Source organism: Brevundimonas sp. TWP1-3 (assembly GCF_049896085.1).
Classification (GTDB): Bacteria; Pseudomonadota; Alphaproteobacteria; order Caulobacterales; family Caulobacteraceae; genus Brevundimonas.
On record NZ_JAFCTP010000001.1, the window covers coordinates 2303018 to 2326345 of the forward strand.

Annotated in this window: 25 protein-coding genes; 12 read left to right on the forward strand and 13 right to left on the reverse strand. The window is 66.0% G+C overall.

Annotated features, from left to right (window positions below; genetic code table 11):
* Positions 1 to 6: 6 nt before the first annotated feature.
* The 6 genes from ACP693_RS11470 to ACP693_RS11495 form a co-directional block, all read right to left on the reverse strand.
* On the reverse strand, positions 7 to 627 hold the full coding sequence (locus tag ACP693_RS11470; protein WP_426016759.1) for a RibD family protein: 621 nt from the start codon (positions 625 to 627) through the stop codon (positions 7 to 9).
* Positions 627 to 1097 (reverse strand): transcriptional regulator NrdR, encoded by a 471-nt coding sequence (gene nrdR, locus ACP693_RS11475; protein ID WP_346496778.1) that lies wholly within the window; start codon positions 1095 to 1097, stop codon positions 627 to 629. The genes ACP693_RS11470 and nrdR overlap by 1 nt, the downstream gene beginning before the upstream one ends.
* A 7-nt stretch (positions 1098 to 1104) precedes the next feature.
* Entirely contained in the window at positions 1105 to 2388 is a 1284-nt protein-coding gene (gene glyA / locus ACP693_RS11480; protein WP_426016758.1) for a serine hydroxymethyltransferase, read from the reverse strand.
* A gap of 69 nt (positions 2389 to 2457) precedes the next feature.
* On the reverse strand, positions 2458 to 2640 hold the full coding sequence (locus ACP693_RS11485; protein WP_426016757.1) for a DUF6898 family protein: 183 nt from the start codon (positions 2638 to 2640) through the stop codon (positions 2458 to 2460).
* Between the two features lie 9 nt (positions 2641 to 2649).
* On the reverse strand, positions 2650 to 3876 hold the full coding sequence (gene hemA / locus ACP693_RS11490; RefSeq protein ID WP_426016756.1) for a 5-aminolevulinate synthase: 1227 nt from the start codon (positions 3874 to 3876) through the stop codon (positions 2650 to 2652).
* 131 nt (positions 3877 to 4007) lie between these two features.
* Complete coding sequence (locus ACP693_RS11495; protein WP_426016754.1) at positions 4008 to 4811, reverse strand: class I SAM-dependent methyltransferase; 804 nt, start codon at positions 4809 to 4811, stop codon at positions 4008 to 4010.
* A 147-nt stretch (positions 4812 to 4958) separates the two neighbouring features.
* Here ACP693_RS11495 and hemB point away from each other — a divergent pair, with 147 nt between their 5' ends.
* Positions 4959 to 5957 (forward strand): porphobilinogen synthase, encoded by a 999-nt coding sequence (hemB, locus tag ACP693_RS11500; protein ID WP_426016752.1) that lies wholly within the window; start codon positions 4959 to 4961, stop codon positions 5955 to 5957.
* Positions 5957 to 6448: a GNAT family N-acetyltransferase gene (locus ACP693_RS11505; protein WP_426016751.1), complete on the forward strand. Its 492-nt coding sequence runs from the start codon at positions 5957 to 5959 to the stop codon at positions 6446 to 6448. Before hemB ends, ACP693_RS11505 begins: the two co-directional genes overlap by 1 nt.
* Before the next feature lie 3 nt (positions 6449 to 6451).
* Here ACP693_RS11505 and ACP693_RS11510 read toward each other — a convergent pair whose 3' ends face one another.
* Complete coding sequence (locus tag ACP693_RS11510) at positions 6452 to 7312, reverse strand: NAD(P)-dependent oxidoreductase (RefSeq protein ID WP_426016749.1); 861 nt, start codon at positions 7310 to 7312, stop codon at positions 6452 to 6454.
* A 116-nt stretch (positions 7313 to 7428) separates the two neighbouring features.
* On the opposite strand from ACP693_RS11510, the gene ACP693_RS11515 reads away from it, so the two are divergent.
* The 5 genes from ACP693_RS11515 to ACP693_RS11535 all read left to right on the forward strand — a co-directional run bounded on the left by ACP693_RS11515 (position 7429) and on the right by ACP693_RS11535 (position 12007).
* Entirely contained in the window at positions 7429 to 8319 is an 891-nt protein-coding gene (locus ACP693_RS11515) for a flagellar motor protein MotB (protein WP_426016747.1), read from the forward strand.
* Positions 8320 to 8434: 115 nt separating this feature from the next.
* Complete coding sequence (locus ACP693_RS11520) at positions 8435 to 9172, forward strand: arginyltransferase (protein ID WP_426016745.1); 738 nt, start codon at positions 8435 to 8437, stop codon at positions 9170 to 9172.
* 77 nt (positions 9173 to 9249) lie between these two features.
* Entirely contained in the window at positions 9250 to 10020 is a 771-nt protein-coding gene (yaaA, locus tag ACP693_RS11525) for a peroxide stress protein YaaA (RefSeq protein ID WP_426016743.1), read from the forward strand.
* A gap of 109 nt (positions 10021 to 10129) precedes the next feature.
* Complete coding sequence (locus ACP693_RS11530) at positions 10130 to 10921, forward strand: 3-hydroxybutyrate dehydrogenase (protein ID WP_426019570.1); 792 nt, start codon at positions 10130 to 10132, stop codon at positions 10919 to 10921.
* A gap of 18 nt (positions 10922 to 10939) precedes the next feature.
* The gene (locus ACP693_RS11535; RefSeq protein ID WP_426016741.1) at positions 10940 to 12007 is read left to right on the forward strand and encodes a patatin-like phospholipase family protein; all 1068 of its coding nucleotides are present in this window, start codon (positions 10940 to 10942) and stop codon (positions 12005 to 12007) included.
* Here ACP693_RS11535 and ACP693_RS11540 read toward each other — a convergent pair.
* On the reverse strand, positions 12004 to 12921 hold the full coding sequence (locus tag ACP693_RS11540) for an L-threonylcarbamoyladenylate synthase (RefSeq protein WP_426016739.1): 918 nt from the start codon (positions 12919 to 12921) through the stop codon (positions 12004 to 12006). The genes ACP693_RS11535 and ACP693_RS11540 overlap by 4 nt on opposite strands.
* Positions 12918 to 13469 carry a cytochrome b gene (locus ACP693_RS11545; protein WP_426016737.1) on the reverse strand — a complete coding sequence of 184 codons (552 nt, stop codon included), beginning with the start codon at positions 13467 to 13469 and terminating at the stop codon, positions 12918 to 12920. Before ACP693_RS11545 ends, ACP693_RS11540 begins: the two co-directional genes overlap by 4 nt.
* 119 nt (positions 13470 to 13588) lie before the next feature.
* Between ACP693_RS11545 and ACP693_RS11550 the strand changes: the two genes are divergently transcribed.
* The 5 genes from ACP693_RS11550 to ACP693_RS11570 all read left to right on the forward strand — a co-directional run bounded on the left by ACP693_RS11550 (position 13589) and on the right by ACP693_RS11570 (position 20023).
* The gene (locus ACP693_RS11550) at positions 13589 to 15373 is read left to right on the forward strand and encodes an acyl-CoA dehydrogenase (protein ID WP_426016735.1); all 1785 of its coding nucleotides are present in this window, start codon (positions 13589 to 13591) and stop codon (positions 15371 to 15373) included.
* An 80-nt stretch (positions 15374 to 15453) separates the two neighbouring features.
* Positions 15454 to 17673, forward strand: coding sequence for a S9 family peptidase (locus tag ACP693_RS11555; protein WP_426016734.1), 2220 nt, complete (start codon positions 15454 to 15456; stop codon positions 17671 to 17673).
* Positions 17670 to 18236: a GNAT family N-acetyltransferase gene (locus ACP693_RS11560; RefSeq protein ID WP_426016733.1), complete on the forward strand. Its 567-nt coding sequence runs from the start codon at positions 17670 to 17672 to the stop codon at positions 18234 to 18236. The genes ACP693_RS11555 and ACP693_RS11560 overlap by 4 nt, the downstream gene beginning before the upstream one ends.
* A 39-nt stretch (positions 18237 to 18275) precedes the next feature.
* Entirely contained in the window at positions 18276 to 18602 is a 327-nt protein-coding gene (locus ACP693_RS11565; RefSeq protein WP_426016732.1) for a hypothetical protein, read from the forward strand.
* A gap of 56 nt (positions 18603 to 18658) precedes the next feature.
* Complete coding sequence (locus tag ACP693_RS11570; protein WP_426016730.1) at positions 18659 to 20023, forward strand: hypothetical protein; 1365 nt, start codon at positions 18659 to 18661, stop codon at positions 20021 to 20023.
* 4 nt (positions 20024 to 20027) lie between these two features.
* Here ACP693_RS11570 and ACP693_RS11575 read toward each other — a convergent pair whose 3' ends face one another.
* From ACP693_RS11575 to tpiA, 4 genes are all read right to left on the reverse strand, one after another.
* Positions 20028 to 20186, reverse strand: coding sequence for a hypothetical protein (locus ACP693_RS11575; RefSeq protein ID WP_426016729.1), 159 nt, complete (start codon positions 20184 to 20186; stop codon positions 20028 to 20030).
* A 97-nt stretch (positions 20187 to 20283) separates the two neighbouring features.
* Positions 20284 to 21936: a CTP synthase gene (locus ACP693_RS11580; RefSeq protein WP_426016727.1), complete on the reverse strand. Its 1653-nt coding sequence runs from the start codon at positions 21934 to 21936 to the stop codon at positions 20284 to 20286.
* Positions 21937 to 22060: 124 nt separating this feature from the next.
* Positions 22061 to 22486: a preprotein translocase subunit SecG gene (gene secG, locus ACP693_RS11585; RefSeq protein ID WP_346495273.1), complete on the reverse strand. Its 426-nt coding sequence runs from the start codon at positions 22484 to 22486 to the stop codon at positions 22061 to 22063.
* Between the two features lie 64 nt (positions 22487 to 22550).
* Entirely contained in the window at positions 22551 to 23303 is a 753-nt protein-coding gene (gene tpiA, locus ACP693_RS11590) for a triose-phosphate isomerase (protein WP_426016725.1), read from the reverse strand.
* Positions 23304 to 23328 lie beyond the last annotated feature (25 nt).

Consider the following 23328-nt stretch of genomic DNA (forward strand, 5'->3'; position numbering starts at 1 on the left):
ACCCCGTCAGAAACGCGCGTAGCGTTCCCATAGGTCGTCCCCGACAGGCTCGACGCCCAGGCGACGGAACTTGGGTGCGTCGGCCAGCTTTGCAAGAGCCAGGGACGCCACGCAGGGCCTGCCGTCACCGCCCAGCAGAATGGGGGCTCTGAACCATTCCAGCGCGTCCACCAAGCCGGCGCGCAGGAAAGACGCCGCGACCTGCCCCCCGCCTTCGATCAGCACCGACTTGGCGCCCGCCGCCTTCAAAGCTTGCAGAACCGCCGGGATCGCCGGCCGCCCGTCGTCTGCCTCGACCCGTTTAACTTCGGCCGCACCAACCGGGTGTGGCTCGGCGACGGTCAGGATCAGGGTGTTCTCACGCGCCAGTTTCGCCGTCTGCGGCGTCCGCAAGCGACTGTCCAGCACGACCCGAAGCGGCTGGTCCACGCTGCGCCCCGGCAGGCGGGCGGTCAGTTCGGGGTCGTCGTGCAGAACCGTCTCGACGCCGACCAGAATGGCGTCATGCGCCGCGCGCAAACGGTGGCCTTCCAGCCGCGCCGCCTCGCCGGTGATCCACTGGCTTTCACCCGACGCCGTGGCGATACGTCCATCCAGCGAGGTCGCCAGTTTCAGGGTGACCCGCATCAGGCCTTGCCGGACGGTTCGTCGAACCCTTCGTCGCCCAGGAATTTGGCGAAGTCGCCCGTGTGGCGGAAATCCTTGTAAACCGAGGCGTAGCGGACATAGGCGACCTCATCCACGCCCTTCAGCGCCTTCATGATGAAGTCGCCAACCGTGCTGGACTGGATTTCGGTTTCGCCCAGGCTTTCCAGCTGACGGACGATCCGATTGACCATCTGTTCGACCTGATCGGCCTGGACCGGGCGTTTGCGCAGGGCCACGCCCAGCGACCGTTCCAGCTTGTCGCGTTCGAACGGCGTGCGTCGCCCGTTGCGCTTCAGGATCACCAGCTCACGCAGTTGCACCCGCTCGAAGGTCGTGAAGCGCCCATTGCAGTTGGGGCAGGATCGACGGCGTCGGATGGCCGAGCCGTCGTCTGACGGCCGGCTGTCCTTCACCTGGGTGTCCTGATGACCGCAAAATGGGCACTTCATCAGTGAGTTATCCGTAGATCGGGAAGCGGTTCGTCAGCTCCCGCACCTGGGCCGCCACGCCCGCGACCACGGCGGGATCCGCCTCGTCGCCGCCGTTCATCGACGAGACGACGTCGGCGATCCAGTGACCGATCTGCTTGAACTCGTCCTCGCCGAAGCCGCGCGTGGTCCCTGCCGGGGTCCCCAGGCGGACGCCCGAGGTGACGGTGAAGGGCGCGGTGTCGAACGGCACGCCGTTCTTGTTGCAGGTCATCAGCGCCTTTTCGAGCTCGTGCTCGGTCGCCTTGCCGGTCACGCCCTTGGGCCGCAGATCGACCAGGGCCAGGTGGCTGTCGGTGCCGCCCGATACGATGGCCAGGCCGCGCTCGATCAGCACGCCGGACAGGGCCTGGGCGTTCTTGACCACCTGTTGCGCATACAGCTTGAACTCGGGTTGCAGCGCCTCGCCGAAGGCCACGGCCTTCGCCGCGATCACATGCTCCAGCGGTCCGCCCTGCAGCCCGGGGAAGACGGCCGAGTTGATCTTCTTGCCCAGGTCCACGTCGTTGGACAGGATCATGCCGCCGCGAGGCCCGCGCAGCGTCTTGTGCGTCGTGGTCGTCACGACGTGGGCGTGGGGGATCGGATCGGGATAGGCGCCGCCGGCGATCAGGCCGGCATAGTGGGCCATGTCCACCATCAGATAGGCGCCGACGCTGTCGGCGATCTCGCGGAAACGCTTGAAATCAATGTGGCGGCTGTAGGCCGAGGCGCCGGCCAGGATCAGCTTGGGCTTCTCGCGCTCGGCCATTTCGGCGACGTGGTCGTAGTCGATCAGATGGGTGTCTTCACTGACCTTGTAGGTCACGGGCCGGAACCACTTGCCCGACTGGTTCGCCGGCGAGCCGTGCGTCAGGTGCCCGCCGCAGGCCAGGTCCATGCCCAGGAAGGTGTCGCCGGGTTGCAGCAGGGTGAAGAAGACCGCCTGGTTGGCCTGGGCGCCCGAGTGAGGCTGGACGTTGGCGAAGGCCGCGCCGAACAGCTTTTTCGCCCGTTCGCGCGCCAGATCCTCGGTGATATCGACGAACTCGCAGCCGCCGTAATAACGACGCCCCGGATAGCCCTCGGCGTATTTGTTCGTCAGCACCGAGCCTTGCGCATCCAGCACCGCCTGAGAGACGATGTTCTCGGACGCGATCAGTTCGATCTGCTCCTTCTGCCGCCCCATCTCGCCCTGAATGGCCTTGAAGACGTCCGGATCGGCGTCAGCGAGCGTCTTGGTGAAATAGGCGTCGTGGGTGAAGGCCGTCACGCTGGAATCCCCGAAAATCAGAAGGCCGCCTATCTAGTCCCCACAGCGCCCGACCACAACATCTTGTGGTCAGCCTGATGCCAAAGCCCGCCTCAACTTGGCGATCGCCACGCGCTCGACGGACTTCGGCTCGTTGACCGGCCCCATGGCGCTGACCTCGCGGCCGGTAGCGACGTGGATGGCGGAGCATTTGACGTAGGGGCCGTTGCGCGTGAATTCGACGATCACTTCACCCAGATCGTCGTCCGCCATCACCGAGCCTCAGGCTGCGACCGGGCGGCGCGCCACGTTGCAGTGGGCGAACAGCTTGTCCATCGCCTGGACCAGGTGATCCATCATGGCGTCGGTGTGGTTCGGCGAGGGGGTGAAGCGCAGGCGCTCTGTCCCCTTGGGCACGGTCGGATAGTTGATCGGCTGAACATAGACGCCGTATTCGTCCAGCAGCATGTCCGAGATCATCTTGCAGTGGATCGGATCGCCGACGTGCACCGGCACGATGTGGCTCACGCTTTCCATCACGGGGATGCCGGCCGCCGCGAAACGCAACTTCAGCGTCGCGGCGCGTTCCTGGTGCTGGACGCGCAGTTCGGGGTGGGCCTTCAGGTGTCGCACAGAGGCCAGCGCCCCCGCCGTCAATGCCGGCGGCAACGAGGTGGTGAAGATGAAGCCCGAAGCCCAGCTGCGCACCGCGTCGATAATCATCGCGTCGGCGGCGATATATCCGCCCATCACGCCGATGGCCTTGCCCAAGGTGCATTCGATGATGTCGATCTGGTCCAGCACACCGTCGCGTTCGGCGACGCCTGCGCCGGTATCGCCGTACAGGCCGACCGCATGGACCTCGTCCAGATAGGTCAGGGCGCCGTATTTCTTGGCCAGAGCGATGGTGCCGGCCAGGTCGGCGATGTCGCCGTCCATCGAATAGACGCTCTCGAAGGCGATCAGCTTGGGGGCCTCGACCGGCGCGGCGGCCAGCAGGGCCTCCAGATGCGCCAGGTCGTTGTGCATGAAGACGTGGCGCTCGCCGCCACCGTGACGAATGCCGGCGATCATCGAGGCATGGTTCAGCGAATCGGAGAAGGTGATCAGGCCGGGCAGGATCTTCTGCAACGTCGACAGGGTCGCCTCGTTGCCGACATAGCCCGAGGTGAACAGCAGCGCCGCTTCCTTCTGGTGCCAGTCGGCCAGTTCAGCTTCGAGATCGACGGCCGAACGCGTCGTGCCGGAAATATTGCGTGTGCCGCCGGCGCCGGCGCCGACCGCATCGATCTCTTCATGCATGGCGTCAAGCACGACAGGGTGCTGCCCCATGCCCAGATAGTCGTTGGAGCACCAGATCACGACGTCCTGCTGCGTGCCGTCGTCGCGACGACGCACCGCCAGCGGGAACTGTCCGCGCACGCGTTTCAGATCGGCGAAGACGCGGTAACGTCCCTCGCTGCGAACCTGCTCCACGGAGCTTTTAAAGGCGGCCTTATAGTCGAACAAACTACGCGTTCTTTCGCTTATGGCGATGTCTTTGCGTTATTTGCTCCCCCGGCGCGGGCTTGTCCATGCGCCCCACATGGACAAAACGACCCAAACCCTTAATTGATAACGGTTCTCAGTATTGCTTAGCGTCAGCCCGGCTTGCGGAAGCGATAAACGAACTGATCGGTCTTGCCGCGAATCTTCTCATCGAAGACGTTCAGGCTGTGGTCGTCGTCTGGATTTGCAACGGCCGTGCTTTCTCCCTCATAGACGAAGCCCGCCGCCTCGACCTCGCGCTTCATATAGTCGCCTTCGATGCGGTGCAGGGTCTGGACGGCCGAGATGCCCGTGCCGGGCGCCGCCTCATGGTCGATCAGGATGTAGCGACCGCCTGGCTTCAACGCCGCGAACACGGCCGCATTCATCTTCGCCACGTCGGTGTTGAAGCCGGGGATGTGGAAGTCGTGGTATTCCTGGCTCATGAAGATCATGTCCAGCGGCTCGGCGTAGGTCATCGAATCCAGCAGGCCGTTGACCCGCGTGACATTGGAATAGGCGGCGGCAAGCGCATCGGCTCCTGCATTCTCGCGCGCCATCGTCCGCTCGGGCACGAAGGCATAGACGCGGCCGGTCGGCCCGACCACGTCCGAGAACAGTCGGGTGAAATAGCCCGCGCCGGGACGGATGTCGGCGACCTTGTCGCCCGGCGCGACCTGAGCGAAGGCCAGGATCTCGGCCGGATGACGCAGCGGATCGCGGGCCACTTCTTCGGCCGGACGCTTCGGATCGGCGACCGCATCAGTATAGAGCGAGACGTAGGACGGCGAAGCCATGGCGGCGTTCTCGCCGGCGACCACGGTCCGTTCCCCGCCGTCGGAAGACACGATGATGCAGGCCGAAAGACCCGTCGCCAGAGCCAGAACCGCCGCGCCGGTCGCCAATCGCTTGATCATCGTCATCTCCTAGGATTCTCGGCGATAGGCTCGCATTTCGCCGATCCGCGCAAGCCGTCATCACACGCGAAACGATCCGACGCATCACGCGATTTGCGCCCCGGTCGCTGCGGCGCTAGTCCGACCCCAAGTTTCGAAGGTTTCGTCATGCTTCCCTATCAGCCCGCCCCCTTCCCGCTCGCCCGTCCGCGTCGCCTGCGGTCCAGCCCGTGGGTGCGGCGCCTGGTGGCGGAAACGACGCTGAGGCCGGCCGATCTGATCTGGCCGCTGATCGTTCACGACGGCGCCGAGGAACGCGTCCCCGTCGCCTCCATGCCCGGCGTCTTCCGCCTGTCGCCCAAGGAAGCCGCCAAGGCCGCCGTCGAGGCCCGCGACCTGGGCATTCCGATGATCGCCCTGTTCCCCAATGTCGATGGCGCGATCAAGGACGCGGTCGGCACCGGCGCGACCGATCCCGACGGCCTGATCCCCGAATGCATCAAGGCCATCAAGGACGCCGCGCCCGAGATCGGCGTCATGACCGACGTGGCGCTGGACTGCTATACCGACCATGGTCACGACGGGGTCATGGAGGGCGACCGGATCGCCAACGACGCCTCGCTGGACCGTCTGGCTGAACAGGCCTTCATCCACGCCCACGCTGGCGCCGACGTGGTCGCCCCGTCCGACATGATGGACGGCCGCATCCAGGCGGTGCGCGAGGCGCTGGAGGCCAACGGCTTCCATGACACCCTGATCCTGTCCTATGCGGCCAAGTTCGCCTCGGCCTTCTACGGCCCCTACCGCGACGCCGTCGGCTCCTCAGCCATGCTGAAGGGCGACAAGAAGACCTATCAAATGGACTACGCCAACTCCGACGAGGCCCTGAAGGAGGTCGCCATGGACCTGTCGGAAGGCGCCGACGCGGTCATGGTCAAGCCGGGCATGCCCTATCTCGACATCGTGCGTCGCGTTTCCGAGACCTTCCGTGTTCCGACCTTCGCCTATCAGGTGTCGGGCGAATATTCGATGATGCAGGCCTCCATCACCAATGGCTGGCTGGATCAGGACCGCGCGATCCTTGAGACCCTGCACGGGTTCAAACGCGCCGGCTGTGCGGGCGTGCTGACCTATTTCGCGCCCCAGGCCGCTCGGCTGCTGGGCTGATGGTCGTCGAGATCCGGCCGATCACCGACGCCGACTGGCCCGGTCTCTGGCCGATCATCGAGGCCGTCACGCGCGCAGGCGAGACCTATACCTATCCGCTGGACATGACAGAGGCGCAGGCCCGCACGATGTGGATGCCGCCCGCGCCCGGCGGAACCCTGGTCGCGATTGAAGACGGCCAGGTGCTGGGCGCCGCCAAGATCATCCCGAACCAGCAAGGAAACGGGGCCCACGTCGCAAACGGCGGCTTCATGGTCGCCCCCGCTGCGCGCGGTCGAGGCGTGGCCCGCGCGCTGGGCGAGGCCGCGCTGGGCTTCGCGCGCGACGCCGGTTTCAGGTCGATGCAGTTCAATGCCGTCGTGGAGACCAACACCGTCGCCGTCGGCCTGTGGCGCAAGCTGGGTTTCGAGATCGTCGGCACGGTCCCCGAGGCCTTCGATCACCCGGCCCACGGCCTTGTCGGCCTGCACATCATGCACCGCACGCTTTAGGCGTCAGTCGCGCGATTGAAGCCGCGCGGCCAGGCTGGACGTGTCCCAGCGGTTGCCGCCCATGGCCTGAACCTCGGCGTAGAACTGATCGACCAGGGCCGTCAGGCTGAGGCGCGCGCCGTTCGACCGCGCCTCGTCAAGAACAAGCCCCAGGTCCTTGCGCATCCAATCGACGGCGAAGCCGAACTCGAACTCGCCCTTAGCCGCCGTCTTCCAGCGATTGTCCATCTGCCAGCTTTGCGCCGCGCCTTTCGACACGGCCTCATAGGCGGCGTCGGTGTCCAGGCCTGCGACCTGGGCGAAATGCACGGCCTCGGCCAAGCCCTGCACCACGCCGGCGATGGCGATCTGGTTGACCATCTTGGTCAGTTGGCCCGATCCTGCCGGTCCCATGTGCTTGATCGCCTTGGAATAGGCTTTCAGCGCCGGCTCCGCCGTCGCCAGGGCGGCGGCATGCCCGCCGGCCATGACGCTGAGTTGCCCGTTCTCGGCCCCGGCCTGACCGCCTGACACCGGCGCGTCGACGAACTGCCGCCCCTGCCCATGCGCCAGTTCCGCCAGTTCGCGCGCCACCTTGGCCGAGGTCGTGGTGTGGTCCACGATAACCGCAGCTTCGGCCAGACGCGGCAAGGCCTCGGTCACCACGGCGCGCACGTCGTCGTCATTGCCGACGCAAAGGATGAACAGTTCGACGCCCTGCGCCGCCTCCGCCACGGTCGTCGCCGTCTTGGCCCCCGTCGCCGTCGCCCAGGCCTGGGCCTTCGCCGTGGTGCGATTGAAGCCGGTCACGTCGTGGCCCGCCTCGACCAGATGACGCGCCATCGGGGCGCCCATGACGCCCAAGCCGGCGAATGCGATCTTCATGACTGGCTCCTTGATATCCGCGCCGGACTAGGCCGGGTCGCGACGTCGTTCAAGGTCAACGCCCGGTTAACCTTGGCGAGCCCACAATGGGGCACCATTCCTGGGGATCAGATTCCATGTCCGTGAGCGATCGTCCGATCCTCATCAAAAAGGTCAAGAAGGTCTCCGGCGGAGGCCACCATGGCGGCGCGTGGAAGGTGGCCTATGCGGACTTCGTGACCGCGATGATGGCCTTCTTCCTGCTGATGTGGCTGATCAACACGACCGACCCCGAGCAGAAGCGCGGTATCGCCGAATATTTCGCCCCTGCCAGCGTGTCCGAGACGACATCGGGTTCTGGCGGCATCCTGGGCGGCACCTCTCTGGGCGACGACGGTCCCAAGAGTTCGGGCTCGCAATCGGTGCTGGAGGAACTCGCGCCCGAGGCTCCGGCCACTGACCAGACCGGGTCCAGCCTGTCGTCCGCCAGCGACGCCGCCCTTCAGGCCGAAATCCAGAAGCGCGAAGCCGCCGAGTTCGCCAGCGCCGCCGAATCCCTGCGTCAGGCCATGCAGTCGATGCCTGAGCTGGCCGAACTGTCGAAACAGCTGATCGTCGATCAGACGCCCGAGGGCCTGCGCATCCAGCTGGTCGATCAGGAAGGCCGGTCGATGTTCGACAACAACTCGTCACGACCGAACGCGCGCGCCCAGGTGCTGCTGCGCGCGGTGTCCAAGGTTATCAACCAACTGCCGAACCGCATCTCCATCACCGGGCACACCAGCGCGACGGCTGGTTCCAACCGCGCCAGCGCGCCTGCGGACTGGAGCCTGTCGTCCGAGCGCGCCAACGGCTCGCGCCTGGTGCTTCAGGGTGCAGGCGTCGATCCTGATCGGGTCTATTCGGTGGCGGGCAAGGCGGGGTCCGATCCCCTCTATCCCGACGATCCCACCCTGGCCGGCAACCGCCGCATCGCCATTGTCCTGCTGCGCGAGGCGCCTGTCCTGCCGATGGACACCTCTCTGTGATCCCCGCTCGGCTGCGACGCGAACACGCTTGCAGCCCGGCCACGAATGACGCCAAATTGCGCGATGGGCGTTCACCTGTCGCAATATTGGCAAGATCGGATGCGGACCTGAGGCCGTGACCCAGCACGTACCGACCCGACAGCTCCGCTTCTTCATGACCTCGGTCGCGCCCTGCCCCTATCTGCCGGGCAAGACCGAGCGAAAGGTCTTCGCCAATCTGCCCTTCTCCGACGGCGCCCACGTCAACGACGAACTGACCATCGCCGGCTTCCGCCGTAGCCAGAACATCGCCTATCGCCCGGCCTGCGAGGCCTGCGACGCCTGTGTGTCCGTGCGTCTGCCCGTGCCGGAGTTCGCCTTCAGCCGTTCGCAGCGCAAGGTTCTGGCCCGCAACGAAGACCTGTCGCGCAGCCTGGTCGAGGCCGAAGCCACGACCGAACAGTTCCAGCTTCTGCGCCGCTATCTGACCACCCGCCACCCGACCGGCGGCATGAGCGACATGGGCTGGCTCGACTATGTCGCCATGGTCGAGGACACGGCCGTCCGCACCCATCTGATCGAATATCGCCTGCCCTCGACCGACGGCGGGCCTGGCGATCTGGTCGCCGTCACCCTGACCGACCTGCTCAAGGACGGGTTGTCGATGGTCTACAGCTTCTACGACCCGACGATGGAGCGCCGCAGCCTGGGCCGGTTCGCCATCCTGGACCACATCCGCCAGGCCGCGCTGGTGTGTCTGCCCTTCGTCTATCTGGGCTATTGGGTCCAGGGCTCGGCCAAGATGGACTACAAGGCCGACTTCCGCCCGATGGAAGTGCTCGGCAAGCTGGGCTGGTCGCGCTTGGAGGCGTAAGGCCTGGCGTCTCCGCACCGGTTCAAATCGTCATCGAAGCATCCTATGTGGGCGGGCACACCACGGAGTTGCGTCTTTTGCTGATCGTCCTTTCTCCCGCCAAACGGCTCGACTTCACCGAGGCCGATCCAGCGATTCCCGGCACTGAACGTCGATTCGTCGAGGATACCGCCAGCCTGGCGACGACCGCGCGGCGTCAGACCAAGGCCGATCTTCGCCGCCTGATGGGGATTTCAGACGACCTGGCGACCCTGAACGTCGCGCGCTTCAAGGCGTTTGACGATGAATCGACGGATGGCGTCCAAGCCGCCTTCGCCTTCGCCGGCGACGTCTATGAGGGGCTGAAAGCGCGAGAACTCGACGCCAAGTCATTGGCTTATGCCCAGGACCATCTGCGCATCCTGTCGGGCTTCTATGGCCTGCTGCGTCCGCTGGACCGGATTCAGCCCTATCGCCTGGAAATGGGCACGCGCTTGAAGACCCGGCGCGGGACCAGCCTGTACGACTTCTGGGGCGAGCGGATTTCCAAACAACTGAACGAAGACGCCGAAGGCCAGACCGATCCCACCCTGGTGAACCTGGCCAGCCAGGAATATTTCGGCGCGGTGGACGCCAAGGCGCTGAAGCTGCCGGTCGTCACGCCGCAGTTCCGCGAAGAGAAGAACGGCGAGAGCCGCATCGTTTCCTTCTTCGCCAAGAAGGCGCGCGGCGCCATGGCTCGCTTCGCCATCGACGAGCGCGTGGAACGGGTGGCGGACCTGAAGGCTTTCGACCGCGACGGCTACAAGTTCGACAAGGCCGCCTCGACCGAAAGCGAATGGATATTCATCAGATCGGGAAATTCTTGATCCCTGCCCTGTCCTGCCGTTAGTCTCCCGCAAAAGAACCCAAGGCGGATCCATGTCGCAACGGCCCGAAACATCCTCTGACGTCAAAGGCGAAACGCCCGCGCTGCGCATGATCGGCGATCTGAAGGGCCAGGTTGCGATCGTGACGGGATCGACCTCCGGCATCGGCCTGGCCTTGGCGCGGGCCGTGGCGGCGGGCGGCGGCGACGTCGTCCTGAACGGCCTGGGCGATCCAGCCGAGATCGAGCGCACGCGCGCCGACCTGGAGGCCTGGTCCGGGGTTCGCGTGCGTTATCATCCCGCCGACATGACACGCGGCGAAGAGATCGCGGACATGGTCGCCTTCGCCCAGAACGAACTCGGCCGCCTGGACATTCTGGTCAACAACGCCGGCATCCAGCACGTCGAATCGGTCGAGAAATTCCCCACCGACCAGTGGGAGAAGATCATCGCCATCAACCTGTCCTCGGCCTTTTACGCCACCCGCGCCGCGATCCCGATCATGAAGGCGCAAGGGCGCGGCCGGATCGTCAACATGGCCTCGGCCCACGGGCTGGTCGCCAGTCCGTTCAAGTCCGCCTATGTCGCAGCAAAGCACGGCGTCATCGGCTTCACCAAGACGGTGGCGCTGGAACTGGCGCGGGACAACATCACCTGCAACGCCATCTGCCCCGGCTTTGTAGAGACGCCGATCGTGACGAAACAGATCGCGGACCAGGCCCGCACCCGCAACATGACCGAGGAGCAGGTGCTGACCGACGTCATTTTGGCCGCCCAGCCGACCAAGCGATTCGTGACCACGGACGAACTGACCGGGATCTTCCTCTATCTGGTCAGCGATCTCGGCGCCTCGGCGAACGGGGCCAGTTTCTCCATCGATGGCGGTTGGACCGCTCAATAAATTCAGACTGGGGCGAACATGGCGATCTTCAAACGCAAGACCGCCCAACCGGCGGAAGATCTGCCCGCTCCCACGGGGCGTCGCCCCGTCTGTCTCGCGCTTCAGGGCGGCGGCGCGCACGGCGCCTTTCAGTGGGGCGTGCTCGACCGGCTGCTGGAAGACGACCGGCTGGATGTCCGCGCGGTGTCCGGCGTCTCGGCCGGGGCCATGAACGGCGCGGCCCTAGTATCCGGCCTCGCGACCGGCGACGCCCGTGCGGCGCTGGACAAGCTGTGGCGCGAGGTGAACCAGTCCGGTGGTCGAAACGTCTTCGGCGACAGCGCCATGTGGAACGCCGCCCAACCACCCGACTGGATCAAGGACAACCCGTTCTGGCGCGCCGGCGAAACGCTGGCGATGTCCATGAGCCCCTATGAATTCAATCCTCTGAACCACAATCCTCTGAACCGGGTTCTGAAGGCGGCCGTCGATTTCGGCGCGGTCCAGGCCTCGGACATAAAGCTCTTCGTCGCCGCCACGGCCGTGCGCCAAGGCAAGACCCGGCTTTTCGAGACGCACGAGATCAATGCCGATGTCCTGATGGCCTCCGCCTGCCTGCCCCATCTGTTCCAGGCGGTCGAGATCGACGGCGAGCTCTATTGGGACGGCGGCTATCTGACCAATCCGCCGCTTTGGCCCCTGACCGGCGATGACACGCCCGACGACGTGCTGCTGGTGACGCTGAACCCCCTGGCGCGCGACGAGACGCCCCGCAGCGCCGGCGACATTGTGGATCGACTGAACGAGATCGTCTTCAACGCGCCGCTGGTCGCCGAACTGCGCGCCATCGCCTTGGCCGGCGAGCTGATCGCCCAAGGCCAGCTGAAGGGCGGCGGATCAGGCCCCTATCGCCACGTCCGCCTGCACGCCATTGAAGCGGACGGCTGGCTATCGGACCTGTCGCTGCGGTCAAAGTTCAATACCGAATGGGGCTTCCTCAATGACCTGAAGGCGCGCGGTCGCGCCGCTGCGGACGACTGGCTCACGACCTGCTTGCCCAGTGTCGGCCGTCAGTCCAGCGTCGATCTCCAGGCCCGGTTCGGCTAACCGACGAAGCCTGCGGCTCGTTTCAACCGATCATTGATGGCCTCGCCCAATCCGGTCATCGGGATCGGCGAAACGGCGATTCCGACTGGATGCGTCCGGTCCGCCTCGCGCAGAAGCCGAAACAGATTGGCCGCCGCCTCTCGCAGGTCGCCAGACGGGCTCAAACTCCAGCGCGGATCACCGACGCCGGGGCCAAACCCCAGCAGCACTTCGCCACTCTTCACCCCAAGCGCCTCGATCCTGACCGGAGCGTCCGGTGCGTAGTGCAGAGCCAACCGCCCGGGCGACCGATGTCCTTCTCCGCTGTCCGCCAGCGGGCCGACGAGCGCCTCGATCTCGACCCGGGTGACGGCGCCCGGCCGCAGCAGGGCGACACGTCCGTCCAGCACCGACACGACCGTGCTCTCCAGGCCGACTTGGCAAGGGCCACCATCGACGGCGGCGGTGACCGCAAAGCCCGTCTCGTCCACCGCATCGACCAACGTCGTGGGGCTTGGCCGTCCCGAGCGATTGGCCGACGGCGCCACGACGGGCCCGCCGAACGCCGACAGCACTTTCCTCGCCAAAGGATGGGCCGGCACCCGGATCGCGACGCTGTCCAACCCGGCGCGAGCGAGATCGCAGACCCGCGCCGCATCGCGCACCGGCACAACCAAGGTCAACGGACCGGGCCAGAAGCCCTCGGCCAATGCGCGTGCCGCCGGACCGAATGCTCCGATGGCCGCCGCCGCATCCGCGTCGACGACGTGGGAAATCAGCGGGTTGAACCTAGGTCTTCCCTTGGCGGAGAAGATAGCCGCGACCGCCTGGGCATTGCCCGCATCGGCGCCCAGCCCATAGACCGTCTCGGTCGGCATCAGGATCAGATCGCCGTTCGCCAGCGCCTGCGCCGCCTGATCCGGGGTCTCGCTCACGGTCGGCGGGGGATGATCGGGATCATCCGGTGCAGCACATTGTCCCGGTCGATGAACTGATGCTTCAGCGCCGCCAGGACATGCAGGGCGATCAGGACGTAGAGGCCCTTCACCGCCAGCTCATGCAGACCCATCAGGCTGCGCGCCGCGTCGCGTCCGCCGCCGATGGGCAGCAGCGGCCAGGCGAACAGGCCGAACCATTCGATCGCGCGCCCGCCAGCCGACGACGCCAGCCAACCGGTCATGGGGATTACGATCAGCGCGAGGTAGAACAGCACATGGCTGACCCGCGCGGCAATCCGTTGCCAGCTCGGCAGACCGGACGGCAGAGGGATGGCCGGATGGGCCAGCCGCCAGCCGATCCGCGCCAGGGTCAGCGTCAGGATCGTCAGGCCCAGCGACTTGTGCAGCATCACGAACTGGCCCGAAATCGGCCCTTCCGTATTCTCATGCGCCGTGATCAGCAGCACCTGGAGCAGAACCGCCAGGGCGATGCCCCAGTGAAACAGCAGGGAAACGGTCGAATATCGATTGCGGGGCTCGCCCATGTCTTCCCTTCCGTGACGGCACTACGTCACCTTGCACTCAGATGGGGCGCGTCGCCAAGACGCTTGCAGCGACCGGCCCCGACGCGGCACTTAGGCCGCAACGACGATTGAGGAAACCCATGACCTACCGCGCCCCCGTTCGAGACCTGGCCTTCACCCTGGAGGCGGTGGCCGGCATGGCCGATGTGGCGGCGACCGGCGCCTTTCCCGACTATGACGCCGATGTCGCTTTTGCCGTGCTGGAAGCGGCGGGCCAGTTCTCCGAAGAGGTGCTGGCGCCGTTGAACCGGATCGGCGACCAGAAAGGTTCGACCTACGCCAACGGCTCGGTCACCGCCGCGCCGGGCTTCGCCGACGCCTATCGCCAGTTTGCGGCTGGGGGATGGACCGGCTTGTCCGCCCCGACAGAGGCCGGCGGTCAGGCCCTGCCCAAGGCGCTTGAACTCGCGGCTTACGAGACCGTCCATGCCGCCAATATGGCCTTCGGCCTTTGCCCCATGCTGTCCCTGGCCTCCATCGAGGCGCTGGAACAGGTTGGAACGGAAGAGCAGAAGGCCAAATATCTGACCAAACTGGTCAGCGGCGAATGGACCGGGGCCATGGTGCTGACGGAGCCCGGTGCTGGCTCCGATCTGGGCTCTCTGATCACCACGGCGACCCCGAACGGCGACGGCACCTACGCTTTGAACGGCCAGAAAATCTACATCACCTGGGGCGATCACGACGCCACCGACAATATCGTGCATCTGGTGCTGGCCCGTCTGCCCGATGCGCCCAAGGGCCCCAAGGGCATCAGCCTGTTCCTTACGCCCAAATTCGCGGTCAATGACGACGGGACCCTGGGGGACCGCAACGCCTTCCGCCCAGTCGGGGTCGAGCACAAGCTGGGCATCCACGCCTCCCCCACCTGCGTCATGAGCTATGAAGGCGCGACCGCCGAACTGGTCGGTCAGCCGAACCAGGGCCTGGCCCATATGTTCGTGATGATGAACGCCGCACGCCTGGCCGTCGGCGTCGAGGGCGTCGGCATCGCCGAACGCGCCTACCAGCACGCCCTCGCCTATGCGCTGGACCGCCGCCAGGGCCGTTCGGTCTGGACCGGCGAAGCCAACGCCCCGATCTTCGACCATCCCGACGTGCGCCGGATGTTGAGCGTTATGAAGGCCAAGACTTCGGCCGCGCGCGGCATCTGCCTGGCCACCGGCGTCGCCGCCGATCTGGCCAAGCACGCCGGGACCGAAGAAGAGCGTCGTCGCTGGAAGGGCCGCGAGGACCTGTTCACCCCCATCGCCAAGGCCTGGTCCACCGATGTCGGCTGCGAGGTCTCCTCGATGGGGATCCAAATCCACGGCGGCATGGGCTTCATCGAGGAGACCGGCGCGGCTCAATACTATCGCGACGCACGCATCGCTCCGATCTACGAGGGCACCAACGGCATCCAGGCGATGGACCTGGTCGGGCGCAAGCTGTCGATGGACGGCGGCGAATCGGCCAAGGCTCTGATCGCGGACATGAAGGCCACCCTGATCGATCTCGGCGCCCTTTACAGCGGCAAGCCTGTCGAACGGTTCGCGACGGCCATCGAGGCGGTTCAGGACGCCACGCTCTGGCTGCTGGATCAGAAGGCCGATCCGAATGCAGCGGCAGACGTGCTGGCGGCGGCGGACGCCTATCTGAAACTGCTGGGCGACGTCGTCGGCGGCTGGATGCTGGCCAAGGGCGCGCTGGCGGCCAAGGCGAAGCTGGATGCGCAGGACGGAGATCCGGCCTGGCTGCAAGGCAAGCTGGACCTCTACGAAGTCTATGCCGCCAATGTGCTGGGCCATGTCACCAGCCGCCTGGCGGCCATCGGCCAAGGGGGCGAACTGCTGCAACGGATGACGGTGGACGCGCTGGCGGGCTGACGCGCCGCAGCGTTTCTTCATTTGACGTTCGACGCCCGCCGCGCCCAAACTTCGCCTTCGGCTATCAAGGGGAGCGACCGATGAATCGTCGGCAACTGATCATGTCCACCGCTGCGACGGCGGTCGCCGCCTCGGCCTCCCCCGCGCTCGCCCGCCAGTCCACCGGATCTCCCATGCCTCAACCGCCCGTCGCCAAGAAGATTCCCGTAGTCATCGAGCAGCTGGGCCGCACCCGGACCGACGACTATCAGTGGATGAAGGACGACAACTGGCAGGCCGTGCTGCGCGACCCGACCCTGATCAAGGCCGAGGTCAAGGAGCATCTGACGGCCGAGAACGCCTATCGCGAGGCCATGATGGCCTCCACCCTGCCGCTGCAGCAGACAATGTTTGCGGAGATGCGCGGTCGCATCAAGGAAGACGACAGCTCCGTCCCCGCGCCGGATGGCGGCTGGAACTACTACGTCGAATACCAGACAGGCGATCAGCATCCTCGATACATGCGCGTAGAGCGCCAGGGCACATGGATGATGGATGGTCAGCCGGTGACGAAGAACTTCGTCATGGCCCCCACGCCCCAACTGCTGCTGGACGCCAACGAACTGGCCAAGGGCAAGGCCTATTCCGAAGTCTCGGCCGCGAGCCACAGCCCCGATCACACCCTGTTCGCCTATGCCGAGGACGCGCAGGGCTCCGAGGTCCACAAGATCTACGTCAAGGATCTGGCGACCGGCGAGATCCTGCCCGACGTGATCGACAGCGCCACCGGCGACTTCGTCTTCTCGCCGGACAGCCAGTGGATCTTCTGGACCAACCGCGACGACAACGGCCGTCCCGACAAGATCTTCCGCCGTCCGGCCAAGGGCGGCGAGACCACTCTGGTCTATGAAGAGGCCGACGACGGCATGTTCATCGGTGTGGGCCGAACGGCCGACGACCAGTTCATCGTCATCGGCATCCAGAACCAGGAAACGTCGGAGGCGCGTTACATCCCCGCCGCCACGCCGACGGCCGAACCCGTGGTGCTGGAGCCGCGCGTGGTCGCCATCCGCTACGATGTCGATCACTGGGGCGACCGCTGGGTGATCCGCACCAACGCCGACGACGCCATAGACTTCAAGATCGTCCAGGCCCCGACTGCAACGCCGTCCAAGGCGAACTGGACCGACCTGGTCCCCCACACGCCCGGTCGTTTCATCGAAGGCCTGGACCTGACGAACGACCACCTGGCGCGCCAGGAACGCGCCGACGCCAACACGCGCATCATCATCCGCGACCGCTCCGGCGCCGAGCACGAGATCGCCGTCGACGAACCCGCCTTCGCCCTGTCGCTGGCCGGCGCATCCGAGTTTGAGACGACGACCACCCGCTACGCCTACAACTCGCCGTCAACCCCGACCCAGACCTTCGACTACGACATGGCGACGCGCGAGCGGACCCTGCGCAAGACGCAGGAGATTCCGTCGGGCCACAATATCGGAGACTATGTGGTCGAGCGGCTGAACGCCCCCGCTTCGGACGGACAGCTGGTGCCGGTGACGGTGCTGCGCCGCAAATCCACCCCGGTGGATGGCTCCGCGCCCCTGCTGCTCTACGGCTACGGCTCCTACGGCATCCCGATGCCCGCCAGCTTCTCGACAAACCGTCTGTCGCTGGTGGATCGCGGCTGGATCTACGCCATCGCTCATATTCGCGGCGGGTCCGACAAGGGCTGGGGCTGGTTCCTCGACGCGAGGAAGATGACGAAGAAGAACACCTTCACCGACTTCATCGCCGCCGCCGAACATCTGATCGGTCGCAAATACGCCGCAGCCGGAAACATCGTGGCCCAAGGCGGATCGGCCGGCGGCCTGCTGATGGGCGCGGTCAACAACATGCGTCCCGACCTGTGGGCCGGCATCATCGGCCAGGTGCCTTTCGTCGATGTGATCAACACCATGAGCGACACCTCCCTGCCGCTGACGCCGCCGGAATGGCCCGAGTGGGGCAACCCTATCGAAGACCCGGCCGCCTACGATTACATGATGAGCTACAGCCCCTACGATCAGGTCGAGCCCAAGGCCTATCCGGCGGTGCTTGCCACAGGTGGCCTGTCCGATCCGCGCGTCACCTATTGGGAGCCGGAGAAGTGGGTCGCCAAGCTGAGACCCGCGACCACCTCAGGCAAGCCGGTGCTGCTGAAGATCAATATGGAGGCCGGACACGGCGGCGCCGCCGGCCGGTTCGACTATCTGAAGGAAGTCGCCCACGACTACGCCTTCGCCGTCTGGGCCATCGACAAGGGCTGGGAGAAGGCGTGAGCGCACCGACGGTTCGCGACGCCCGTCCCGACGACATCGCCGCGATAACGGCCATCTACGCCGAGAGCGTCGCCAATGGTCGCGGGACTTTCGAGCTGGAGGCGCCTGACGAGATCGAAATGGCGTCGCGGCTGGCCGGGGTCGAGGCTTTGGTCCTGCCGCGACTTGTGGTCGAGATCGAGGGCGCGGTCGCAGGCTACGCCTATGCCGGGCCTTTCCGAACGCGTCAGGCCTATCGTTACATGGTCGAGGACTCGATCTATGTCGCGCCCTGGGCCAGGGGACGCGGCGTCGCCGGCGCCCTGCTGGATGCGCTGATCGCGCGCTGCGAGGCGATGGGGCTTCGTCAGATGGTGGCGGTGATCGGCGATTCCGAGAACACAGGGTCTATCGCCCTGCATCGCACGCGCGGCTTCACCGACGCGGGTCTGTTCAAGGCCGCAGGATGGAAGCATGACGACTGGCGCGATGTCGTCTTCATGCAGCGGGCGCTGGGCGAAGGTGGTTCGGCGGCCCCCGACGCCCCCGGCCTGCCGCTGGTGGACAAGAAGCCGGCCCGTTGACGCATTGCGGCGCATCGCCCCGACGCCTATCCTGACGCGGTGAAGATCCTTCAATCCCTGTTGCTGCTGATCGGCGCCCTGGCGGTGCTGGCGCTCGGCACGGTCGGCGAGTCCGCGTCCCCTGCTGCGGCAGCGCCTTGCCATGAAACAGGCCAGCCCATGCCGGGCGAGGCCCCCGGTCACGCCCCCAAGGCCATGAAGGCGATGGTCTGCTGCGTCGCCTGCGTGGCGACGCCGACACTGGATCCCGCGCCCCTGTCCGGCTTGAAGGTCTCACCCGCGCGTCTCGCCGCCGGACTGATCGACATGCCTGTCGGTCGGCTTCTGTCGCCCGAACCCGGCCCGCCACGCCTCCTGATCGTCTGACACCGCTCGCGCCTTACGAGGGCGCATTCCGTCACGATCATCAGAGGAGGCCTTGAATGGCTATCCGCATTCTCGTCGGCGCCTGCGCCGGCGTATCCCTGCTCGCGCTGGCTCAGGCTGCGGCGGCGCAGGATCACTCCCAACACGCTCAACCAACCACGACCGCACCGTCGGCGGACCCGCACGCTGGCCACGACATGCCCATGCCGATGTCAGATGCGACGCCAGTTGATCACGCCAGCATGGGTCATGCGATGACCAGCCCCTATGGCCCCTGGCCCATGAGCCGCGACGCCTCGGGCACCGGCTGGCAACCCGACGCCGGCGAACATGGCGGCATACACAGCGTCCGAGGCGACTGGATGGTGATGAGCCACGCCATGTTCAACCTGGTCTATGACACCCAGTCCGGCCCGCGCGGGGGCGACAAGACCTTCGTCTCCGGCATGCTGATGACCTCGGCGCGGCGCGACTTCAACGACGGTTCGACGCTGAACCTGCGCGCCATGCTCAGCCCCGACCCGGTGATGGGCAAGTCCGGCTATCCGCTGCTGCTTGCGGCAGGCGAGACGGCGGACGGGGTCAGTCCGCTGGTCGATCGCCAGCATCCGCACGATCTCTTCATGGAGCTGTCGGCCAGCTATTCGAAGCGTCTGTCAGACAAGGACAGCGTCTATGGCTACATCGGCCTGCCGGGCGAGCCCGCCTTTGGGCCACCCGCCTTCATGCACCGCATGAGCGCGATGGACAGCCCCGAGGCGCCGATCACCCACCACTGGCTGGACTCGACCCATATCGTCTTCGGCGTGACGACCCTGGGCTGGGCGCATGATCGGTTTAAGATCGAGACCTCGGCCTTCAAGGGACGCGAACCGGACGAGGAACGCTGGGGCATCGATTCGCCACGGCTGGACAGCTGGTCCGTGCGGGCGGCCTGGAACCCGACCGACGAATGGTCGCTCCAGGCCTCCTACGCCGATGTGTCCGCGCCGGAACAGCTGGAGCCGGACGAGGACGAGACCAAATGGTCGGCCAGCGCCATCCATACCCGGCGACTGGGCGAGACCGGCTGGTGGTCCTCGACCTTGGCCTGGGGCCGCAAGACCAACGATCACGACGAGTCGAAAGACGGCTGGCTGCTGGAGTCCGCCGTCCACCCCAACGACCGCTGGACGGTCTTCGCCCGCGCCGAACGGATCGAGACGGATGAGCTGGTTCCCGGCGTCGGCGGCGGCCACGGTCCGCTCTACACGGTTGGCAAGGCGTCGGTCGGCGTGGTGCGTGACTGGCGGATCGCCGAACACGTCCGGTTCGGCCTCGGTGGTCTCTATGCAATGAACCGTGTGCCGACGGCTCTGGAGCCGCTTTACGGCGGCGATCCTGATGGGGCGATGATCTTCATGAGGCTGAAGATCGACTGACGGCTCAGGCCTGCCCGGCTTCGGCCGGGCGGGCCGGCGGCTCGCCCCTATGCCGCACGGCCTCATAGCCGAGCAAAATCACGCCAAGGACGAGCATCAGCCCGCCGGCGATCAGCACCAGGCGGACATGCTGGTGCAGGTGATAAAGCAACTCGCCGATCATCGACGGTCCCGCCACATCCCGGATTGGGTCAAATCGATCCGTTCTGGGCATCATACTGCATAACGCAGACCTGACCGAGTCCGTGAACGGCGTTCCGTCAGACGAGGCGGCTTTGCACCACGGCCGCGCCGATGAAGCTGGCGAACAGCGGGTGAGGCGCGAACGGTCGGCTCTTCAGCTCCGGGTGATACTGGACGCCGATGAACCAGGGATGGTCCGGGCGTTCGACCGTTTCGGGCAGGACGCCGTCGGGCGACAGGCCGGCGAAGACAAGCCCGCCCTTCTGCTCGATCGCCTCGCGATAGTTGATGTTGACCTCGTAGCGGTGGCGGTGACGCTCGCTGATGGCGGTGGAGCCATAAATCTCGGCGATCTTCGACCCGGCCATCAAGGTCGAATCATAGGCGCCCAGGCGCATGGTGCCGCCCAGGTCGCCGCCCTGCTGACGCAGGACCCGCTGGTTGCCCTGGGTCCATTCGGTCATCAGGCCGACAACCGGCTCGGCGGTCGGACCGAACTCGGTGGACGAGGCCTTGGGATAGCCGGCCAGGTTTCGCGCCGCCTCGATCACCGCCATCTGCATGCCGAAGCAGATGCCGAAATAGGGAATGTTGCGTTCGCGGGCGAACCGCGCCGCTTCGATCTTGCCTTCCGAGCCACGCTCGCCGAATCCGCCCGGCACCAGAACGGCGTGGGCGCCTTGCAGCCGCTGTTCGCAGGCCTCGGGGTCGCCTTCGAAGGTGTCGGCCTCGACCCAGTCGATGTTGACCTTGACGTTGTTGGCCACCCCGCCGTGATGCAGGGCCTCGATCAGGGACTTATATGCGTCTTTGAGCACAGTATATTTGCCGACCACGGCGATGGTGACTTCGCCGTCGGGATGCAGGCGTCGGCGCGCGATCTCCTGCCACATCGTCAGGTCGGGCTCAGGTGCGTCGTCGATGCCGAAATGGGCCAGGACTTCGCGGTCCAGACCTTCGCGGTGGTAATCCAGCGGCACGGCGTAGATGTCGGCCGAGTCCATCGCCTGAATCACGCCGCTTTCGCGGACGTTGCAGAACAGACCGATCTTGCGCTTCTCTTCCGCCGGGATCGGGAACTCACACCGGCACAGCAGGATGTCCGGCTGGATGCCGATCGAGCGAAGCTCTTTGACCGAGTGCTGCGTCGGCTTGGTCTTCATCTCGCCGGCGGTCTTGATGAAGGGCAGCAGCGTCAGGTGGACGAAGCACGACTGACCGCGCGGCAGATCCTGGCCCAGCTGACGGATGGCTTCGAAGAAGGGCAGGCCCTCGATGTCGCCGACCGTGCCGCCGATCTCGACCAGGACGAAATCGACCTCTTCACCGTCATCGGTAAGGGCCTTGGTCAGGCAGAAGGATTTGATCTGATCGGTGACGTGCGGAATGACCTGGACGGTCGCGCCCAGATAGTCGCCGCGCCGTTCCTTCTCCAGGATGGTCGAATAGATCCGGCCGGTGGTGATGTTGTCGGACTTGGCCGCCGATACGCCGGTGAACCGCTCGTAGTGGCCCAGGTCCAGGTCGGTCTCGGCGCCGTCGTCGGTCACGAAGACCTCGCCGTGCTGGTACGGGCTCATCGTGCCCGGATCGACGTTCAGATAGGGGTCCAGCTTGCGCAGACGGACCTTGTAACCACGCGCCTGCAGAAGAGCGCCGAGAGCGGCGGAGGCGAGGCCTTTTCCTAGCGAGGAAACCACGCCGCCGGTGATGAACACATAGCGAGCCATGGGCGGACACCTTACTCCATGATTCGCGTGCGGCGCATCGCCCGCTGCGAATCGAACTGTTGATCAAAAGAAGAAAGCGCGCCCTGCGGCGCGCTTTCGGGAAGTCGGATCGTTGGCCTGACCGTTACTGGGCGGGCTGCTGGGCCGGCGCCGTCGTCGCCGACGGCAGGCTGGCTTCCAGATCGTCCAGTGACGGAGCCGTCGGCTGGGCCGGAGCGGCGGGCTGTTGCTGGGCGGGCGCCTGCTGCTGCGTCTGCGGCGTGGTGGCCAGCGAGCCGACGGCGTCGGCGTCGATCACCGAGACCGAAGCGCGGTCCATGTTGCCGACGACGGTCAGGACGATGGTCAGGCCGAACAGCAGGAAGGCCAGGATCCAGGTCACCTTCGTCAGAAGGTTGCCTGCGCCACGCGCCGTCATGAAGCCCGACGGTCCGCCGCCCATGCCCAGGGCGCCGCCCTCGGAACGTTGAAGCAGCACCACGCCCGTCAGGGACACGGCGATGATGATGATGGCGACGAGCAGGATGGTCTGGAGCATGGCGTCATTCATGTGGGCGCGGATCTGCGCCGATCAAGCGGCGGCCTCTATCATCGAAGCCGGCCCGGAGCAAACGTCAGGCGGCCGCTTTGACGATAGGCATGAAATCTTCGGCCTTCAGCGACGCCCCGCCGACCAGGGCGCCGCCGACTTCCGGCGTGGCCAGAATGTCTCGGGCGTTTTCGGGCTTCACCGAGCCGCCGTAAAGGATCGGCGCGGTTCGCGCGCTGTCGCCCAGCCGCTTGATCATGGCGGCACGGATGGCGGCATGGACTTCGGCGATCTGTTCCAGCGTCGGCGTCAGACCGGTCCCGATGGCCCATACCGGCTCATAGGCCACGGCGAAGTCGCGCTCGGACAGGCCCGTCGGCAAGGAAGCCTCGACCTGTGCGGACACCACGGCGACAGCCTTGCCCGCCTCGCGTTGCTCCAGGGTTTCGCCGACGCAGACGATGGGCTCCAGCCCCGCAGCGATGGCAGCCTCGACCTTGGCGGCGACATCCGCATCGGTCTCGCCAAAGGCGGCGCGGCGTTCCGAATGCCCAAGAATCACGACGGTCGCGCCCGCATCGGCCAGCATTTCCGCCGATACCGAGCCGGTGAAGGCGCCGACCGGCTTTTCATGGCAGTCCTGACCGCCCACGGCGACGCCGCTGTCGGCCAGCGCCGTACGCATCCGGTCAATCAGCGTGGCCGGCGGGCACAGGACGACCCTGGCCCCCTGCCCTGCTGCGCTGACGGCGTCTTTTATCATTTCAGCCTGCGCCAGGGCGGCCGACAGGCCGTTCATCTTCCAATTGCCGACGATCAACTTCACGGATTGTTTCATGGCCGCCTCTCTAGAAGGCGAAAAC

Coding starts and splice junctions, on each gene's coding strand:
- ACP693_RS11470 (WP_426016759.1), bottom strand. CDS start 627: ATGCGGGTCACCCTGAAACTGGCGACCTCGCTGGATGGACGTATCGCC.
- nrdR (WP_346496778.1), bottom strand. CDS start 1,097: ATGAAGTGCCCATTTTGCGGTCATCAGGACACCCAGGTGAAGGACAGC.
- ACP693_RS11485 (WP_426016757.1), bottom strand. CDS start 2,640: ATGGCGGACGACGATCTGGGTGAAGTGATCGTCGAATTCACGCGCAAC.
- ACP693_RS11495 (WP_426016754.1), bottom strand. CDS start 4,811: ATGATCAAGCGATTGGCGACCGGCGCGGCGGTTCTGGCTCTGGCGACG.
- hemB (WP_426016752.1), top strand. CDS start 4,959: ATGCTTCCCTATCAGCCCGCCCCCTTCCCGCTCGCCCGTCCGCGTCGC.
- ACP693_RS11505 (WP_426016751.1), top strand. CDS start 5,957: ATGGTCGTCGAGATCCGGCCGATCACCGACGCCGACTGGCCCGGTCTC.
- ACP693_RS11510 (WP_426016749.1), bottom strand. CDS start 7,312: ATGAAGATCGCATTCGCCGGCTTGGGCGTCATGGGCGCCCCGATGGCG.
- ACP693_RS11515 (WP_426016747.1), top strand. CDS start 7,429: ATGTCCGTGAGCGATCGTCCGATCCTCATCAAAAAGGTCAAGAAGGTC.
- ACP693_RS11530 (WP_426019570.1), top strand. CDS start 10,130: ATGATCGGCGATCTGAAGGGCCAGGTTGCGATCGTGACGGGATCGACC.
- ACP693_RS11535 (WP_426016741.1), top strand. CDS start 10,940: ATGGCGATCTTCAAACGCAAGACCGCCCAACCGGCGGAAGATCTGCCC.
- ACP693_RS11545 (WP_426016737.1), bottom strand. CDS start 13,469: ATGGGCGAGCCCCGCAATCGATATTCGACCGTTTCCCTGCTGTTTCAC.
- ACP693_RS11550 (WP_426016735.1), top strand. CDS start 13,589: ATGACCTACCGCGCCCCCGTTCGAGACCTGGCCTTCACCCTGGAGGCG.
- ACP693_RS11555 (WP_426016734.1), top strand. CDS start 15,454: ATGAATCGTCGGCAACTGATCATGTCCACCGCTGCGACGGCGGTCGCC.
- ACP693_RS11570 (WP_426016730.1), top strand. CDS start 18,659: ATGGCTATCCGCATTCTCGTCGGCGCCTGCGCCGGCGTATCCCTGCTC.
- ACP693_RS11575 (WP_426016729.1), bottom strand. CDS start 20,186: ATGATCGGCGAGTTGCTTTATCACCTGCACCAGCATGTCCGCCTGGTG.
- ACP693_RS11580 (WP_426016727.1), bottom strand. CDS start 21,936: ATGGCTCGCTATGTGTTCATCACCGGCGGCGTGGTTTCCTCGCTAGGA.
- secG (WP_346495273.1), bottom strand. CDS start 22,486: ATGAATGACGCCATGCTCCAGACCATCCTGCTCGTCGCCATCATCATC.
- tpiA (WP_426016725.1), bottom strand. CDS start 23,303: ATGAAACAATCCGTGAAGTTGATCGTCGGCAATTGGAAGATGAACGGC.